General features: G+C 68.5%; 16 protein-coding genes. 12 read left to right on the forward strand and 4 right to left on the reverse strand.

From position 1 onward, the window contains the following. Positions 1-21 precede the first annotated feature (21 nt). The 6 genes from ACZYX4_RS13035 to dhaM all read left to right on the forward strand — a co-directional run bounded on the left by ACZYX4_RS13035 (position 22) and on the right by dhaM (position 5541). Positions 22-2157: a S9 family peptidase gene (locus ACZYX4_RS13035; protein WP_463876510.1), complete on the forward strand. Its 2136-nt coding sequence runs from the start codon at positions 22-24 to the stop codon at positions 2155-2157. Positions 2158-2243: 86 nt separating this feature from the next. Then, the gene (locus tag ACZYX4_RS13040) at positions 2244-2753 is read left to right on the forward strand and encodes an amino-acid N-acetyltransferase (protein ID WP_463876512.1); all 510 of its coding nucleotides are present in this window, start codon (positions 2244-2246) and stop codon (positions 2751-2753) included. A gap of 147 nt (positions 2754-2900) precedes the next feature. Beyond that, positions 2901-3095, forward strand: coding sequence for a hypothetical protein (locus ACZYX4_RS13045; RefSeq protein WP_463876514.1), 195 nt, complete (start codon positions 2901-2903; stop codon positions 3093-3095). A 144-nt stretch (positions 3096-3239) separates the two neighbouring features. Continuing rightward, complete coding sequence (gene dhaK / locus ACZYX4_RS13050) at positions 3240-4241, forward strand: dihydroxyacetone kinase subunit DhaK (protein ID WP_463876516.1); 1002 nt, start codon at positions 3240-3242, stop codon at positions 4239-4241. Between the two features lie 2 nt (positions 4242-4243). Continuing rightward, positions 4244-4870, forward strand: a complete 627-nt coding sequence (dhaL, locus tag ACZYX4_RS13055; RefSeq protein ID WP_463876518.1) for a dihydroxyacetone kinase subunit DhaL — start codon at positions 4244-4246, stop codon at positions 4868-4870. Then, positions 4867-5541, forward strand: coding sequence for a dihydroxyacetone kinase phosphoryl donor subunit DhaM (gene dhaM, locus ACZYX4_RS13060; RefSeq protein WP_463876520.1), 675 nt, complete (start codon positions 4867-4869; stop codon positions 5539-5541). The genes dhaL and dhaM overlap by 4 nt, the downstream gene beginning before the upstream one ends. 10 nt (positions 5542-5551) lie before the next feature. Here dhaM and ACZYX4_RS13065 read toward each other — a convergent pair whose 3' ends face one another. Continuing rightward, positions 5552-6244 carry a hypothetical protein gene (locus tag ACZYX4_RS13065; RefSeq protein ID WP_463876522.1) on the reverse strand — a complete coding sequence of 231 codons (693 nt, stop codon included), beginning with the start codon at positions 6242-6244 and terminating at the stop codon, positions 5552-5554. Between the two features lie 242 nt (positions 6245-6486). Here ACZYX4_RS13065 and ACZYX4_RS13070 point away from each other — a divergent pair, with 242 nt between their 5' ends. Then, on the forward strand, positions 6487-8091 hold the full coding sequence (locus ACZYX4_RS13070; RefSeq protein ID WP_463876524.1) for an HNH endonuclease signature motif containing protein: 1605 nt from the start codon (positions 6487-6489) through the stop codon (positions 8089-8091). 153 nt (positions 8092-8244) lie between these two features. On the opposite strand, the gene ACZYX4_RS13075 is transcribed toward ACZYX4_RS13070, so the two are convergent. Beyond that, positions 8245-9081 carry an HhH-GPD family protein gene (locus tag ACZYX4_RS13075; protein ID WP_463876672.1) on the reverse strand — a complete coding sequence of 279 codons (837 nt, stop codon included), beginning with the start codon at positions 9079-9081 and terminating at the stop codon, positions 8245-8247. Between the two features lie 318 nt (positions 9082-9399). Here ACZYX4_RS13075 and ACZYX4_RS13080 point away from each other — a divergent pair, with 318 nt between their 5' ends. Next, entirely contained in the window at positions 9400-10047 is a 648-nt protein-coding gene (locus ACZYX4_RS13080) for a hypothetical protein (protein ID WP_463876526.1), read from the forward strand. Positions 10048-10098: 51 nt separating this feature from the next. Here ACZYX4_RS13080 and disA read toward each other — a convergent pair whose 3' ends face one another. Then, a complete protein-coding gene (gene disA, locus ACZYX4_RS13085; RefSeq protein WP_463876528.1) occupies positions 10099-11175 on the reverse strand; it encodes a DNA integrity scanning diadenylate cyclase DisA in 1077 nt (358 codons plus the stop codon). 451 nt (positions 11176-11626) lie between these two features. Here disA and ACZYX4_RS13090 point away from each other — a divergent pair, with 451 nt between their 5' ends. The 4 genes from ACZYX4_RS13090 (at position 11627) to ACZYX4_RS13105 (ending at position 15986) form a co-directional block, all read left to right on the forward strand. After that, complete coding sequence (locus tag ACZYX4_RS13090) at positions 11627-13240, forward strand: peptide chain release factor 3 (RefSeq protein ID WP_463876530.1); 1614 nt, start codon at positions 11627-11629, stop codon at positions 13238-13240. A 183-nt stretch (positions 13241-13423) separates the two neighbouring features. After that, positions 13424-14839, forward strand: coding sequence for a protein kinase domain-containing protein (locus tag ACZYX4_RS13095; protein ID WP_463876532.1), 1416 nt, complete (start codon positions 13424-13426; stop codon positions 14837-14839). Positions 14840-15023: 184 nt separating this feature from the next. Then, the gene (locus ACZYX4_RS13100; protein WP_463876534.1) at positions 15024-15272 is read left to right on the forward strand and encodes a hypothetical protein; all 249 of its coding nucleotides are present in this window, start codon (positions 15024-15026) and stop codon (positions 15270-15272) included. A 114-nt stretch (positions 15273-15386) separates the two neighbouring features. Continuing rightward, positions 15387-15986, forward strand: coding sequence for a hypothetical protein (locus ACZYX4_RS13105; protein ID WP_463876536.1), 600 nt, complete (start codon positions 15387-15389; stop codon positions 15984-15986). Here the strand turns inward: ACZYX4_RS13105 and ACZYX4_RS13110 are convergent. Beyond that, positions 15983-17185: a PucR family transcriptional regulator gene (locus tag ACZYX4_RS13110; RefSeq protein ID WP_463876538.1), complete on the reverse strand. Its 1203-nt coding sequence runs from the start codon at positions 17183-17185 to the stop codon at positions 15983-15985. The two genes, ACZYX4_RS13105 and ACZYX4_RS13110, sit on opposite strands and share 4 nt — an antisense overlap. Between the last annotated feature and the right edge of the window lie 53 nt (positions 17186-17238).

Raw genomic sequence — 17238 nt, forward strand, 5'->3', positions numbered from 1 at the left:
AGGGGGTGTTGAATCGGGGGCATGGCTTCTCCTGACACGCAGTCCCCGAGCGAACAACCCGAGACACCCTTCCACGACCTTGACCATTACCTTGCGATCCCGAGGGTGGCGGGACTGGCGTTGAGCCCGGACGGCACGCGGCTGGTCACCACCGTGGCCACGCTCAACGCCAAAGGCACCGAATACGGCACCGCCCTGTGGGAACTGGATCCCGCGGGACAGAAGCACGCCCGCCGCATCACCCGCAGCGCCAAGGGCGAGGCAGGCGCCGTCTTCGCCGCCAGCGGCGAGCTGTACTTCAGCTCCGCGCGTCCGGACCCGGAAACCCCCGACGCGGACCCCGTCAACGCCCTGTGGATGCTGCCCGCGGACGGCGGCGAGGCCCGCGTCGTGCTCACCCGGGCCGGCGGAGTCAGCGCGCTGCTGGCTGCGAAGGAATCGGGGGCCCTTTTTGTCAACGCCTCCGTCCTGGCAGGGTCCGCGGATGAGGACGGCGACGAGGAACGCCGCAAGGTGCGCAAGGACAACAAAGTCGCCGCCATCCTGCACAGCGGCTATCCCGTGCGTTACTGGGACGCCGACCTGGGGCCCGCCCAGCCGAGGCTCTTCGCCGTCGAACCCGGCGAGGTAAGGGAACCGGGCAGGCCCACGACCGTTGACGCCGCGGCGCCGCTGAAGCTCCGCAACCTGACGCCCGACGCCGGTGCCGGCCTTCGCGATGCAGAGTCAGTCGTCAGCCCGGACGGCAAGACCATCTACAGCAGCTTCGCAAAGCCGCTCGCGCACGCCAATTCCCGGTCCGTCCTCGTCGCGATTGACGTTGCCAGCGGCACCCGAACCGTCGTGCTGGACACCGAGGGAATGAGCTATTTCCCCGGCCCGGTGAGCCCTGACAACCGGACCCTTGTGGTGCTCAGCGAAAGCGACACCACGGCCGGGGCGGCCCCGCAGGTCAAGCTGCACCTGCTCGACCTCTCCGGCACTGCGTCCGCAACTGAAGCGGCGCGCGACGCCGCGCTGACGCCGCTGGCGGGCGGCTGGGACCGCTGGCCACGGCCCGCCGCCTGGCTGCCGGACGGATCAGCCCTGCTCGTCACTGCCGATGAGGACGGCGCCTCGCCGGTCTTCCGGATCAGCGTGAGCGGCGACGACACAGCCGGCCAGATCGTGCGCCTGACCGCCGACACCGCCGCCTACACCGACGTCGTGGTCGCCCCGGACGGCCGCGCTGCCTATGCGCTGCGCAGCTCCTACGAATTTCCGCCGGAAGCGGTCCGCATCGACCTCGCCAGCGGGGAAGCCGTCCGGCTCCCTGCCCCCGCTGAGCGCCCGACGTACAAGGGCCTGCTGGAGCGGGTGGAGACGACGGCGGCAGACGGCACCCGCGTGCCCGCGTACCTCGCGCTCCCTGAAGGGGCCTCGGCCGGCAGCCCCGCGCCCCTGCTGCTCTGGATCCATGGCGGCCCGCTCGGATCCTGGAACGCGTGGACGTGGCGCTGGAACCCTTGGCTGCTGGTGGCCCGGGGGTATGCTGTGCTGCTGCCGGACCCTGCGCTCTCCACCGGGTACGGCCAGCACCACATCCAGCGCGGCTGGGGCGCGTGGGGCAAGGCTCCGTTCACCGACCTGATGGCCATCACCGACGCCGTGGTGCAGCGGCCGGACATCGACGAGACCCGCACCGCCGCCATGGGCGGCTCCTTCGGCGGCTACATGGCCAACTGGGTGGCCGGCCAGACAGGCCGGTTCAAGGCGATCGTCACCCACGCCAGCCTCTGGGCGCTGGACCAGTTCGGTCCCACCACGGACGCCGCGCAATACTGGCTCAAGGAGATGACGGCCGAGATGGCGCTGGAGAACTCCCCGCACCTGCATGTGGAGAACATCAGCACCCCCATGCTCGTCATCCACGGCGACAAGGACTACCGCGTCCCGATCGGCGAGGGCCTGCGCCTCTGGTACGAGCTCCTCTCCAAGTCCAGGCTCGCGGCCGACGAGAACGGCGAGACTGAGCACCGTTTTCTCTACTTCCCGGACGAAAACCACTGGATCCTGCAGCCGCAGCACGCCAAGGTCTGGTACGGCGTGGTCGAGCACTTCCTCGCCAGGAACCTGCTGGACAAGGATCTGCCAGTGCCCGCAGAACTGGGTCTCTAGGCTGATAGCGTCCGGGCCTCCGTCGCCTTGTGCGTTCCTCAAGCCGCAAAACAAGACACGGAAGCCAGCCCCCGTAGGATTGGGCTGTGACTGAGACAATCCGCATCCGCCTTGCCCGCACCAGCGATGTCGGGGCGATCAAGACGCTCGTGGCGCCCCTGGCCGTGCAACGGATCCTCATGGCCAAGGAAACCGTGGCCTACTACGAGAGTCTGCAGGAATTCCGGATCGCCGAGTCGCCGGACGGCGAAGTGATCGGCTGCGGCGCGCTGCACGTTATGTGGGAGGACCTCGCCGAAGTGCGCACCCTCACGGCCTCGGATGCCTGGCGGGGGAAGGGCGTGGGCCACCTGCTGGTTGAGCGCCTGCTGGAGGACGCACGCGCACTGGGCGTATCCCGCGTGTTCTGCCTGACCTTCGAAGTGGATTTCTTCGAGAAGCACGGCTTCGAAGTCATGGCCGACCAGACCGCCGTCGACCCCGTGGTGTATTCGGAATTGCTGCGCTCCCACGACGAAGGCGTAGCCGAGTTCCTGGACCTCGCCCGGGTGAAGCCCAATACGCTCGGCAACACCCGGATGATTAAAACCCTGTAAGCGGGCGCCCGGCGGGCATCAGGAGGGGTCTTCCCATCTATAAATTTGATGGATAAACTGATCCCGGTCCAGGGGGTGGACCAACCGACTTTCGGAGGCACGAAATTGCACGATCGCGCGAATTTTCCAGATCTCTCCGCACTCCAAATGACTATCGCCGACGGGGCCACGCCACACCCCACCACGGACCCGGGCGCCCAGGAAGAGCCGGGCCCGGACCCGGACCTCGCGTCCGGCCCGGGGCCCGGGGCCGATCGGGGGCGGCTCAACGCGCCGCCCTTCTCCTGGCTTGGCAGCGACGCCTGGCCGAACTTCGCGTTGTGGCAGGCCAAACCGAGCTGATACACCCGCGGATCCGGGGAGAGCGGCCGTCCGGCAGCACCCCGGTTCCGCTCCAGAGGTTGTGTAACCGGAGCCTACCGCTGGCAGGGGCCCCGGTAGTAGGGTCTAACCAAGCAGCCAGGACACCATCCAGGGAGCACAGCCATGAAGAAGCTCATCAATGATCCCCGCGCCGTGGTTGACGAGTCAGTGGAAGGCTTCGGGCTTGCCCATGCCGACCTCGTGACCGTCTTTGCGGACCCCAAGTACATCGTGCGCAAAGACGCGCCGGTGGCAGGAAAAGTCGGGCTGGTCTCCGGCGGCGGCAGCGGTCACGAGCCCCTGCACGGCGGCTATGTCGGCATGGGAATGCTCGACGCCGCGGTGCCGGGCGCCGTTTTCACCTCGCCGACACCCGACCAGATCCTTCCGGCCACTGTCGCCGTGAACTCAGGCGCCGGCGTCGTGCACATCGTGAAGAACTACACCGGCGACGTCCTCAATTTTGAGACCGCTGCGGAACTGGCCCAAGCGGAGGGTATCGAGGTCCGCACTGTGCTCGTCAACGACGACGTTGCGGTGGAGGACTCGTTGTACACGGCTGGGCGGCGCGGCGTGGGCGGAACAGTGCTGGTGGAAAAGATCGCCGGTGCCGCCGCCGAACGCGGAGACAACCTCGACGCCGTCGCCGCGATCGGCGACCGGGTCAACCAAAACGTGCGCAGCATGGGCGTCGCACTGACTGCCTGCACCGTCCCGCACGCGGGGTCGCCCAGCTTTGTGCTCGAGGAAAACGAAATCGAGATCGGCATCGGCATCCATGGCGAGCCCGGACGGCACCGCATTCCGATGGAAAACGCCGACGGCATCACCGACCGCCTGCTCGACCCGGTCGTCAGCGACCTCGGCCTGGCATCCGGTGACAAAGCACTCCTGTTCGTTAACGGCATGGGCGGCACCCCGCAGAGCGAGCTCTACATCGTCTACCGCCGCGCCGCGCAGCAGCTGGCCGCGCAGGGCGTCACTGTGGCACGGTCACTGGTGGGCAACTACATCACCTCCCTCGAAATGCAGGGCTGCTCCATTACCGTCCTTCGCCTCGACGATGAAATGACAGCCCTCTGGGATGCGCCAGTCCACACCCCGGCCCTGCGCTGGGGCGTCTGACCGTGGGCCTGGACGTCAACTGGGCACTGCGGTGGCTGACCCTCTCGGCCCAGGCCATGGCGGAGCACCGGGAAGAACTCATCGAACTGGACAGGCCCATCGGCGATTCGGACCACGGAGAGAACATGGACCGCGGCTTCAAAGCGGTGATGGTGAAGATCGCCGAGGTCCCGCCGGAAACGGCAGGCGCGGCCCTGAAACTGACCGCCATGACCCTGATGTCCAAGGTCGGCGGGGCCGCCGGCCCGCTCTACGGCACGGCCTTCCTCCGCGCGGCCACGGCGCTCGGTGAGGCGTCCGACATCGACGCCGCCACCCTCGCCTCGGCGTTCCGGGCCGCCAGGGACGGGATCGTGGCCCGCGGGAAGGCTCAATCAGGCGACAAGACGATGGTTGACGCCTGGACCCCGGCGGTTGACGCAGCCGCCGCCGCGGCCGGGGACAGCGATGTGCTCAAGGTACTGGTGGCCGCCGCAGAGGCGGCAGAGGCCGGGGCCGTCTCCACTGACCCGATGCTCGCCCGCAAGGGACGCGCCAGCTATCTGGGGGAGCGCAGCATCGGCCACCGGGATCCGGGCGCCGTCTCCAGCGCTCTCATCCTGCGCGCCGCCGTCGGAGCAGCTGAATGACGGTCAATCTCGTCGTCGTCTCCCACAGCGAAAAGATTGCCGACGGCGCCGTGGAGCTAGCCGCCCAAATGGCGCCTGACGTCCTGATCCTCCCCGCCGGCGGCACCGATGACGGCCGGATCGGCACCAGCCTTGAGCGGGTTATGGCGGCGCTGGAGCAGGCGGGGGACGCCAACAGCGACGGCATCGTCGTCCTGACGGATCTGGGCTCAGCCGTGATGACGGCCGAGTCAGCGGTGGAATTCCTGGCTGATCCCTCCTCCGTGCTGCTGGCGGATGCGCCCCTGGTTGAAGGTCTTGTCGCGGCCGCCGTGGCTGCCCAGGCCGGAGCGGATTCCAAAGGCGTGAAGGAAGCAGCGGAAGCCGTCTACCGTCCCCCGGCCGCGGCACAGCACGTCCGCGAGCACCGGCCGCCGGAGGCGTCAGGGGACTTTGAACTCACCAACCAGGCCGGAATGCACGCCCGTCCGGCCGCGAAGATTGCCGGCGGGCTGTCCGGCATGGACGCCGAGGTAACCGTGAACGGCGCGGACGGCGCATCGATGACGGAGCTCATGATGCTCGGCGCGGTGAAGGGAACGGTACTGCACATCGAAGCCAGCGGCCCTGATGCGGGCAAAGCCGTGGACTATCTGCGCGGACTGATCACAGCGGGCTTCGGCGAACCCTAGCGGACTGGTCTCAGACCGCCCCGGCCGCGGTCAGGTCTGCTGCTGCCGTGGCCGGCCGGTATCCGCGCCAGGCGATCCACCCTCCGGCGACGGCCATCAGCACGGCACCGGCGGCCTGGGTGGGCAGGCTGCTCCCCGTCGTCGCCTGCCCCAGGACGACGCCCAGAAGATAAAACACGACGGCGCCAGCGGCCCAGAGTGCCCCGGCCCAGCGCGGCAGAACGTGGGAACGCCACACCGCAACCCCCAGCAGGATGTTGCCGAGGAACGCGAGCAGGAGGCCAACCAGGAACGCCGCTGTCATGGAGCCCGGGAATTCCAGCTGCATCACCTCCTGGTTTCCGACCAGGTAGGCCTTTCCGATGGCGGGAGCGGCAAAGGTGGAAATCACGGCGGGCACCAGCAGCAAGGCCGTGCCCGCGGCCGCGGTGACCATTGCTGCCAGCGCCAGGGGCCCCACCCGGCTGTTCGCCAGGCAGCAGCCCAGAGCGAAGACGCCGAAGATTGCCAGGATGGTGCCCAGGGTGCTGCCGAACAGGTGGCTGAACTGGTAGGAGTCGGAGCTGACAAACCGCGCCCAGGCATCCGGATCCTTCTCCTGGTCCGGCTGCGGCTCCAGCGTGGACCAGGCAGTGACGAGCCACGAGACCGGAAGTGCCCACAGCCCGGCCCGGATCCAGTGGCCGATGTTTTGCGAGTTCACTGTGTCCACCTTTCTCCGCGCGGGCTGGCCGGCCTGCGCGGGGCCGTCATCATCCGGCTGCGCATGTTTCAGGGTAGTTCCGGCAGCCCGGCCGGGCTAGGTCTAATTCCAACGGGCGTTTTTGGACGGCGGCTATGTCAATTGCGTCCAGTTCGTGTTTCCTCAGGACTTCCGTGCAAGCGTCACGCCTGCACCTTGGCAGGATTCGTTTTATTGTCAGAGCCCCGAGAGACGATAGAGGCATGGATAACAGGGCAGCCTGGAGTGCGGAGAGCCGGGAAGCGGCGGAGGCCGTTGCCACGGCCGCTGCAGCGCTGGCTTCCTTCACCGGCGCCGGCGGGAACCACGCTGATCCACCCGGCGCTGGTCCGTCCGGCGCCGATCCGATTCGGGACGGCGATCCGTTCCGGGTTGTTGGTCCGCTGTGGGCTGATCCGTTGCGGGATTTGGCGGATGCTTGCCTGGACGGGCTCGCCGGGGTGGCGCGGCTGGAGGCCCGGACCGCGGCACTGAAGGTGCGGCTCGCCGCCGAGTACGTGCAGGCAACGACGGCACTGGTGCCGCCGGCAGTCTCCGCGCAGGACGCCACGGTCCAGGAGCTGGCCGTGACCGCGGAGGTCGCCTGTGTCCTGACCGTCAGCGAACGCACCGCCAGCGCCCTGCTGTGCGAGTGCCAGGCACTGACGACTTCGCTGCCGCTGACCCTGGCGGCCCTGCAGGCCGGGACGATCTCCTGGGCCCACGCCCGGATCATCGTGGACGAAACCGCCGGCCTGGATCCGGCCGGGGCGGCCGGACTCGAAGCGCACTTCCTGGACCCCGGCGCACCGAACCCGGCCCGCGGGTGCCCGGCCGGGGACCTCGTCCCGGGACGGTTCCGCACCAAGGCACGCACCTGGCGCGAACGCCATCACCCGGTCAGTATCGAAACCCGCCACACCAAGTGTGCCGCGGACCGGCGGGTTGAGTACGTCCCGGACCGGGACGGCATGGCCTGGCTCAACACCTACCTCCCGGCCGGCACCGCGGCGGGGATCTGGGAGCGGAGCACCGCCGCCGCCCGCGCCCTTCAGGGCCCGGACGAGGCCAGGACCCTGTCCCAGCTCCGCGCCGACATCGCCGCCACCTGGCTCCTCACCAGTGGGACCGGCACCGGTACCGTCACTTCGGGCGGAACGGCCGGCAGCGGCGTTGGGATGGGTGGTGGCGTGTGCGGGGGTGTGCCGTCGCCGCGGGCGCAGGTCCTGATCACCGTCCCGGTGATGTCGCTGCTCGGGGCCGGGGAGGAACCGGCGGTCCTGGACGGGTACGGGCCGATCCCGCCGTCCATGGCCCGGGCCCTGGTCGCCGGCGGCGCCGGGTCCTTTTACCGGGTCCTTGTCGACCCCCGCGACGGGGCGCCGCTGGAAATCGGCCGGACCAGCTACCGCCTCACCACGGCCCAGCGACGCTGGCTGAGCCTGCGCGACGGTCGATGTCCCTTCCCCGGGTGTAACAACCACTCGTTGGACAACGACGCGGACCATCTCCTGGCCTGGGCCGACGGAGGCACCACCGGGATCTCCAACCTCGGACAGCCGTGCCCGAAACACCACCGGCTCAAACACGGCTCGGCCTGGACACCGGCCGGGGCCAGCAAACACAAGCCGCCCGGGTGGATCTCCCCGTCCGGGCGGTACTATCCCAGCGAACAGCAGGACTGGGAACCACCCGACTGGCCGCACCACTTCCCGGCCACCGGCACACTTACTGACCCGGGGCTGCCCGCGGACGCAGGCACGGGCCACGGCCTGCCCGCGGACGACGGCCCGGACCCCCCGGATTACCCCCCGCTCCAATGTGCCTGATCGGCTGGTCCGTGCAGATTCCGTGCGGTGATCCCGCCGGGTTGGCGGCGCACGGGCAATGCGGCGATTCTCCCGATTGGATTGATCCCCCGGCTGGAAAAGTTGGCAGCAGCTATCGTCTCCAGACGCCCAGGGGCCCTTACCCGGCGGGGGTCAGGCGGGCAGCCGGAAACCTGCGGGATGCAGCTCGGCCAGCCCGTCGCTCAGCAGCCCGGCCAGCGCGCGTTCCAGCTGTTCCGGGCCGCAGTTGAGCCGGTGCAGGGCGGCCAGTGGAATTCCGATCCCGGCCGGTTCGAAGCCAAGGTCCGCCGGGGCCCGGTGGAACAGTTCCGCTGCCACCGGCAACTCGGCTGTGCGGAGCACCGCCATCACCGCTCCCCGCACCTGACGGTCCGTTCCGTGCCACGACTGACCCTTTGGCGTGTACGTCGGCGGCGGCTCGCCGGCTGCGAGCCAGGCGCAGGAGCCGCTGACCGGACATTCCCCGCACTTCGGCGACCGCGCCGTGCACACCAGCGCCCCCAGCTCCATCACGGAGGCATTCCAGCGGACGGAGGGGCCGGCGTCGTCGGGCAGTGCCTGCGCGGCAAGCCGCATCTCTGCGGCGGTGAGCGTTGGCGAAGGCAGGGCCGCGCCGGAAAACAGGCGAGCGTGCACGCGGCGGATGTTGGTGTCCACCACGGTTTCGCGGTGCCCGAAGGCGAAGGCGCCGACGGCCGCCGCGGTGTAGCTGCCCACTCCGGGCAGCTCCAGCAGTTCCGGGTACGTGCCGGGAACCTTTCCGCCGTGGTTGGCGCCGATGGCGACGGCGGCCGCGTGCAGCCGCAGGGCCCTCCGCGGATAGCCCAGCCTTCCCCAGGCCCGGACCGCTTCGCCGGCGGGCTCCCGGGCCAGATCGGCAGGCGCAGGCCAGCGCCGCAGCCATTCCTCCCAGACCGGCAGCACTCGCACCACCGGCGTCTGCTGCAGCATGATCTCGCTGACCAGCACGCCCCACGGCGTACATTCACGCGCCCGCCACGGCAGCTCCCGGGCGTTCGCCCCGAACCAGGTGTCGAGAGCGTCATGGAGGGCGGTCAGCGGCGCGGCCGTGGGAAGGTCGGCCGGGCGCGCGGCGGCAGGGGCGGTGAGGGAATCGGCTAGAGCTTTGATGGATTCAGCGTAATAGATGAGGGCCACAGTGCGCCTGCGGCGTGGGAGGGCCCCATACCCGGCGCGGTTCTCTAGCCTAGAGGGATGGGCAGGCATGACAATTCAGGAACTCACGGTTCCGAACGCACTACCGGACGCAATTCAGCACGCCAATCCGTGCGCAAGCCTGCGCGCAAGCCCGCCAGCAAGGCTGCCCGGAATACCAGCCCCGTTTACCGCCGCCGCCGGCTGTTCGTGGGCGCCGCCCTCCTGCTCGTGATCGCCGTCGCCTTCGGCGGTCTCGCCGCCGTCTCCAGCGTTGTCAACGCCGGGCAGTCCGCCTCCGGCGGGGGATCGTCGCCGTCGGGACAGGAAACAGGACCGGCCGCCGGCCCGGAAACCACGGCTGCCCCTACGGCTACTCCGACGGGCAACGGCTGCGAGCAGAACCTTCTGACCGTCACGGCGACCACGGACAAAGCCACCTACCCGGCCGGCGAGAACCCGCTGCTTATACTCAAGGTGACCAACGGCAACAAGGTGCCGTGCAAGGTCAACATCGGGACGTCGCAGATGGAATTCCTGATCACCAGCGGCTCGGACCGGATCTTTTCGTCCACTGACTGCCAGACCGACTCCACCGATCTCGTGAAGACCATCGCTCCGGGGCAAAGCGAGTCGGCGAACTTCCCCTGGCAGCGCAACCGCACAGTCCAGGGCTGCGCCCCGGTCGAGGCCAACCCGGGGGCGGGCGGCGCGTACTACGTCTTCACCGCACGGCTGGCGAACAAGACCAGCCCCAAAGCCGTGTTCCAGCTCAACTGATCCCCATCGACCAATCCCCCTTCACTGCTCGACGGGGGTGCTCGGCGGTGGTTAGAGGAAGCGGTCCAGCAGGCTTGCCTCGGCCATCCGGCTCAGGCCCTCACGGACGGTCCGGGCGCGCTGGTCGCCGATGCCGTCCACCGTCATGAGGTCATCGATGGTGGCCGCCATCAGGAACTGCAAACCGCCGAAGTGGTCCACCAGGCGGTCCGCGACGGCCTTCGGCACGGCCTTCAACCCGGACAGCAGCCGGTAGCCGCGCGGCTGGACGACGGCGTCAAGGTTGGCCTCCCCGCCGGAGAAGCCGACGATGCCGGCGATCCTGCCCAGATCGATCAGCTCGGTGGGGCCCAGGTTCACGAGTGCCTTGACGGCCTTGTCGATGTCGTCGGCGGTCGCGTCGGGACCCGAGTAATCGCGGATAATGACGTCGCTGCCGGGGCCGCGGCCCACGGTCAGTTCGTCCAGCTGGAGGGAAAGCAGCCGCCCGTCCTCGCCGAGTTCGAGCACGTACTGCGAGATTTCCTCGGAAATCCGGCGGACCATCTCCTGGCGCTGCAGGGTGACGGCGACATCGCGGACCGTCACCATGGCCTCGATTTCCAGGGCCGAGAGGGAACTCGTTACCTGGTCCAGGCGCGACCGGTAGCGTTCAAGGGTTGCCAACGCCTGGTTGGCGCGGGCCAGGACCTTCTCCGAGCCCTCCAGAACGTGCCGCAGCCCGTTCACGTAGAGGGCGATGATCTGCATCGACTGGCTGACCGAGATGACGGGAACGCCCGTCTGGATGGCGACACGCTCCGCGGTCCGGTGCCGGGTGCCGGACTCCTGGGTCTCGATGCTGGAGTCGGGGACCAGCTGGACGGCCGCGCGCAGGATGTTGCTGGCGTCCTTGTCGCAGATGATGGCGCCGTCCATTTTGGCCAGTTCCCGCAGGCGGGTGGGGGAGAAGTCGATTCCGATGTCGAAGCCGCCGGAACAGATGGATTCGATGGTCCGGTCGATGCCCAGGACGATCAGTGCGCCGGTTCGTCCCCGAAGGATGCGCTCCAAGCCGTCGCGGAGCGGGGTGCCCGGTGCCACTCTGCCCAGGGTCGCCTTGAGTGAATCTTCAGGGCTCCGGGCCATAGACGTTCCCTTCAAAGGTGCAGGCCTCAGCCCGCAAGTGCGCCGGTTTCCAGTGATTGCCGGCAGGATCAAAAGTACTCGGTTTCCCGCTCTCCCCATAGTAGAGGTAAAGCGGGCCAACTTCCGCACGGACAAGCCCCAAAGTGGTCCATCAGGACGTCCGCGGGAGCGCCGCCGGAAAGGCCCTGCAGACGGATGCCCGGACGCATACTTTCGAGGAGCCGCTGTCCCGCTTCGCGCCGGCATTGCTCCCGCTTCGCGGGGGCGGGGCGGGCTGCGATAAACTGGGAGCCTTGGGTGTTCCGTCGGCTGCCTGTCGCCGCGCCCCAGCAATCCTTCACAGCAGTCCCGCACAGCCACCACGCAGAACAACCCGCGCTTCCACCGGGCCAGCCGGATTCCCGCCGACCCGGGAGCGCAACCATATCAACGCCGCAGCGAAAGTAGCACCGTGTCCCAAGAAGTCCTTAGCCCCGCCCGAGTCCAGGAGATTCACAAGCAGGCGGCCCGGCGTCGGACTTTCGCGGTCATTTCACACCCCGACGCCGGCAAGTCCACGCTGACCGAAGCGCTCGCGCTGCACGCGAAGGTGATCGGCACCGCCGGCGCCTCCAGCGGCAAGTCCAACCGCAAGGACACGGTTTCGGACTGGATGCAGATGGAAAAGGACCGCGGGATCTCGATCAGCTCCGCGGCCCTGCAGTTCTCCTACCGGGACACCGTGATCAACCTGCTGGACACCCCCGGCCACGCGGACTTCTCCGAGGACACCTACCGTGTGCTGGCCGCCGTCGACTGCGCCGTGATGCTCGTCGACGCCGCCAAGGGCCTGGAAACCCAGACCATGAAGCTCTTCGAGGTCTGCAAGCAGCGCAACCTGCCCATCATCACAGTGATCAACAAGTGGGACAGGCCGGGCCTGGACGCACTGGCCCTCATGGACGAGCTCACCGAGCGCACCGGGCTCCAGCCGATGCCGCTGACCTGGGCCGTTGGCATCTCCGGTGACTTCCGCGGCGTCTGGGACCTGCGCAATGACCGCTTCGCCCAGTTCAAGCGCAACAACGCCGGTGCCAACATCGCCCTCACCGAATACTTCACCCCGGAACAGGCCGCCGCCAGCCAGGGCGAGGACTGGACCAACGCCGTCGACGAGGCCGGGCTGGTCATCGAGTCCAACCTCGAGTTCGACGTCGACGCCTTCCACGCCGGCAAGGCGACACCGGTCCTCTTCAGCTCCGCCGCGCTGAACTTCGGCGTCAAGGAGATCCTCGACGCCCTCGTGGACTTCGCCCCGCCGGCCGCCCCCCGGCCCGACGTCGACGGCGCCCCGCGGCCCGTCGATGCGCCCTTCTCAGGATTCGTCTTCAAGGTCCAGGCCGGCATGAACAAGGCGCACCGCGACCACGTTGCCTTCATCCGGGTCTGCTCCGGCATCTTCGAACGCGGGATGGTGGTGACGCAGGGCCGCACCGGCAAGTCCTTCGCCACCAAGTACGCCCAGCAGGTCTTCGGCCGGGAGCGCGAGGTCATCGACGAGGCCTTCCCCGGGGACGTTGTGGGTCTCGTCAATGCCTCCTCGCTGCGGGTGGGCGACAGCCTCTTCTTTGAGGAGCCGGTGGAGTTCCCCGCCATCCCGCTGTTCGCGCCGGAACATTTCCAGGTGGCACGCTCCAAGGACCCCAGCCGTTTCAAGCAGTTCCGCCGTGGCATCGAGCAGCTCGAGCACGAGGGCGTCATCCAGGTGCTCCGCTCGGACGTCCGCGGCGACCAGGCCCCGGTGCTGGCCGCCGTCGGACCCATGCAGTTCGAAGTGGTCGAAGACCGCATGGCCCACGATTTCAGCGCGCCGATGCGCCTGGAGCGGCTGCCGTACTCCATCGCCAGGATTTCGACGGCGGACGCCATGCCGGCGCTGGCCAACGTGCCCGGCGCCGAGGTGCTGCTGCGCTCCGACGGCGAATACCTCGCCCTGTTCAATGATGTGTGGGCGCTGCGCCGGATCGAGAAGAACCACCCTGACCTGACCCTGCTGCCGATCGGCACACACAACCCCGCCAAGTAGCGGCCGGCGCCCGCTCGCGGGCGGAGAAAAGGGACAGTCTGCAGGTCTTCCTGAGTCAGGAAACCGCGGTATCATAAGTAACCTTGCTAATTATGAGGGTGCCGGACTTTCTCTCAAGCCGGTATTGGACTGATCTGCCTGGCGCCATCGGCGGACCCCGCTATAAGGGACAACGCACACTCCTTGACTGAGCTCATTTCACAACCGGCACGTGTCACGCCGGCCACCCCGAAGCGGCGTATGGAACCCGGGTATCTGCTCAGCGGCCGGTACCGGGTCGCAGACCTGATCGGCCGGGGCAGCCAATCCACCGTGTTCCGGGCCTACGACGAACTCCTGCAGCGCGAGGTGGCGGTCAAGCTCTTCCGCAACGACCCGGACGATCTTGAGCAAACCCGCCGTCAGGGCGAGGAAATCCGCATCCTGGCCGGCATGAGCCACCACGCCCTCGTGACGCTCTTCGACGCGGGCGCCGACCTGAGCGACCCGGCCGGCCGGCTCACCTATCTGGTGATGGAACTGGTACGCGGGCAGGACCTGCGACACCGTGGTGCCCAGGGCCCGCTCTCGGCGGCGCACATGGCCCACATCGGCTATGACCTGGCGGACGGGCTTTCCTATATCCATCACCACGGCATTGTGCACCGGGACGTCAAGCCCGCGAACATCCTGCTCGTGGACTACAGCAACGATGACCGGCGCCCGCGGGCCAAGCTCACCGATTTCGGCGTCGCCGTCTTCACCCGCAGCGGCCCGGTGCCGGATGAGGGCGGGACCTCCGGAACACCGGCCTACCTCAGCCCCGAACAGGCGGCCGGCGAACCGGTCGGCCCGCTCAGCGACGTGTATTCTCTCGGCCTGGTGCTGCTCGAGGGACTGACCGGTAAGAGGGCGTACCCTGGCGCGCCCATCCAGTCCGCCGTCGCGCGGCTGCTCAACGACCCGCAGATCCCTGAGGAGCTCGCGCCCATGTGGTTTGCGCTGCTGTCCTCCATGCTGGCCCGCGACCCGGCGCAGCGCCCGCCGGCCCGGGAAGTGTCGCTGGCCCTGCGCCGGGAAGTCATCAACAGCGCCGCGCGCCACCGCATGGACCCGGCCCCGGCGCCCACGGACGAGGAAGGCCGGATGCGCGCAGTAGAGCGCTACCGGATCCTTGACACCCCGGCGGACGGCGCCTTCGACCGGATAGCGGGCCTCGCGGCGCGGATGTTCTCGGTCCCCGTGGCGATCGTCAGCGTGGTCGACCATGACCGGATCTGGTTCAAGGCCCACCACGGTACCGAGGTCACGCAGATCGGCCGCGACCCGGGGCTGTGCGCCTCCGCGATCCTGCAGGATGACACATGGATCATTACGGACGCTGCCAGGGATCCCCGCACCCTCGCCAACCCGCTGGTGGCAGGCGAATTCGGCCTGCTGTTTTACGCCGGGGTCCCGCTGCGCACCCCGGACGGTTACAACCTGGGCACGTTCTGCATCCTGGACCGGGAACCGCGGGAGTTCAGCGCCGACGACACCCGGGCGCTGCAGGACCTGGCCGCGATTGTGATGAACGACCTTGAGCTGCGGCTGCAGAGCAGGGAAGCGATCGCCGGGTAGAAGCAATCCGGTGGCGCCCAGCCGTGACCCGCCAATGACCCTTGGATAGGGTCAGGCGTTTAGCGAAGAACTCAGAGCTATACAGGGCTGCTGCGCCTGAGGAAGCACCCGGGCGGGACTTCTCCCCATCGCTGCCCGCCGCCCAAGACGTTAGGCTGACCGTGGACTTCAAACAGGGGGAAAATTGGCGGTGAACTTTTACGGCGCGGACGTCGCTCAGCTGCGCCGGCTCGCGCAGGATCTGGCGAACGATGCCAACCGGCTGGACCAACTGGGGCAGCAGGTGGGCAGTTCCATCGCTTCGAGCCCCTGGAAGGGCCTGGATGGCGAACGTTTCCGCAGCGACTGGAACGGCACCCACGCCAGGGTGCTCCGGGCGGCGGCCGCCGGCATCCCAAGCGCATCCAAGGCATTGCTGCAGAAGGCCGATTAACAGGACCGGGCCAGCATCGGTTCCACGGGTGCAGGCCCGGGAGGACCCGGCAGCGGCGGGGGCAGCACTTCACCGGCCGTCGCCGCCCAGGAACTGACGGACAAGCTCAGCGGCATGACCCCTGAACAACGCGATGCCTACCTGAAGTCCGAGGAATTCCAACTGTGGGTCCGGCAGAGCCAGTCCCGCGCCGATGCGGCAAAGACCGTTCTGGACGGCCTCGTGGACACTGGTGCCATGGCCCCTTCGGACGCACGGGGGAACAAGAACGGCTACGGCCAGTTCCTCCAGCAGTACTGGACCGAATCTGCCATGCGCGAGGCCGGGATCGACTCCAGCCGGTGGGATCCGTCCAAGGGCGTTGACCACAACCGCGCCGAGATCTACAAGGTGTACGCCTTTTACGCTGAGCTGTACAGGGACGATCCCCGAATGGAGTGGATCGGGATGGCCAACCAGGTGGGGCCAACCTTCATCGCCGGCTTCGAGGACCTGGCGGTGCTCGGAAAGGCAGCCGCAGCCGGCCAGGACCTGTCAGAACAGCTGGATGGCACGGACCCCGCGCAACGAAGCTGGATCACGCTCCTGGCTTCCCTGGGCGGGTCGGACCTTGCCTACTACGAGGAAACGTTCCTTTCAATGCAAAAGGAGATCTTCTCGGACATCGGCTCGCAGCACTTCGCCTATCAGCAGGGCGGCATGGACGCGACTTAACGCCGGCCGGCGTGGAGCGCCAGTTCCAGCTCGAACCGCGCCTTCGGGTCCTCCAGGGTGTCTCCGAACAGTTCGCGCAGCTGTGCTGCCCGGTAACCCACGGTCTGCGGGTGGATGCCGAGCTCTGCCGCCACCGGGGCGCGCTGGCCCCAGTGCCGCAGCCAGGACAACAGCGTCTCCGCGAGCCGCTCGCGCTGGGCCGGGCGCAGCCCCTCCAGGGGCGCCAGCCGGCGGTTGGCCAGTTCCGCGATGGCAGATGGCTCCGCCCCGAGAATCACCTCGGCCAGATGCTCGTCGGCCCAGATCGGAGGGTCCTCCGGCCCGTCCCGGGGCGGCAGCACCGAGGCGGCGCGCACTGCCAGGCGCAGCGAATCCGGGACCTTTTCCCAGCTTCCGGCCGGCCCGACCGCGGCCCCGCGGCCGCGCAGCGCCTGGTCCAGGTCCACCCGCGCTGCCGCGGACTGCCGTGCCGGCACCAGTGCAACGGCGTCGGTCTCGCGTTCGATAACCAGGGTTCCCGCCCCCAGCCGGATCCGCAGCCCGGCGGACCGGTTCACCGGCAGGGTCACCACCATCATCCGCTGCGGCAGGGACCAGTCCGCCATGGCGGCCGTCTGGCGCAGGGCCGCCTCGTCGGCCTGCCCCAGCAGGAGCAGATCGAGCAGTTCGGTGCGCCGGCGGTCCACCGCGCCGGCCCGTTCGGACTGTTCGAAGGCATACGCCTCGGCGCTGACCGCGGACAGTTCGTCGATGTAGGCCAGGATCGATTCGCCCAGGTCCACCACCACGGACTGGCCAAGGTGGTGTTCCACGGACACCCGGGACATCTCGCGGAACGTCACGCGGGCGCCCGTCCGGTAGGCGCTCAGCAGCGCATCCATGCTTCGGCCCTGGCGGAATTCGCCGCTTCCCAGCCCTGCCACGAGTTGCCTGCTTTCCTCCGAAAGGGCGGGCAGCCGGGTTCCCGGGAGCTGCAGGAAGCGCTCCAGTGCGGCTGCCACGCCCCGGCGCAGCCCCCGCCCGAAACGGCCTTCGATCGGCCTGGCGTAGGCCGGCACGAGCTGCGGCACGGCGTCGATGATGGCTTCGACGATGCCCGGCATCATCGGCCGGAGCACGTCGCTGACCTCGCGGGGCAGGGCGAGCCACGGGGGGTCGTAGGCGGGGGAGGCGGGCGTCGCCGTCGGGGAAGCGTTCATGAGGCTGGTTCCAAAGTTGTTGCGGGGAGATAGTTTCTTCCCGTCGATCGTAT

This window comes from Pseudarthrobacter leeuwenhoeki, assembly GCF_055412885.1.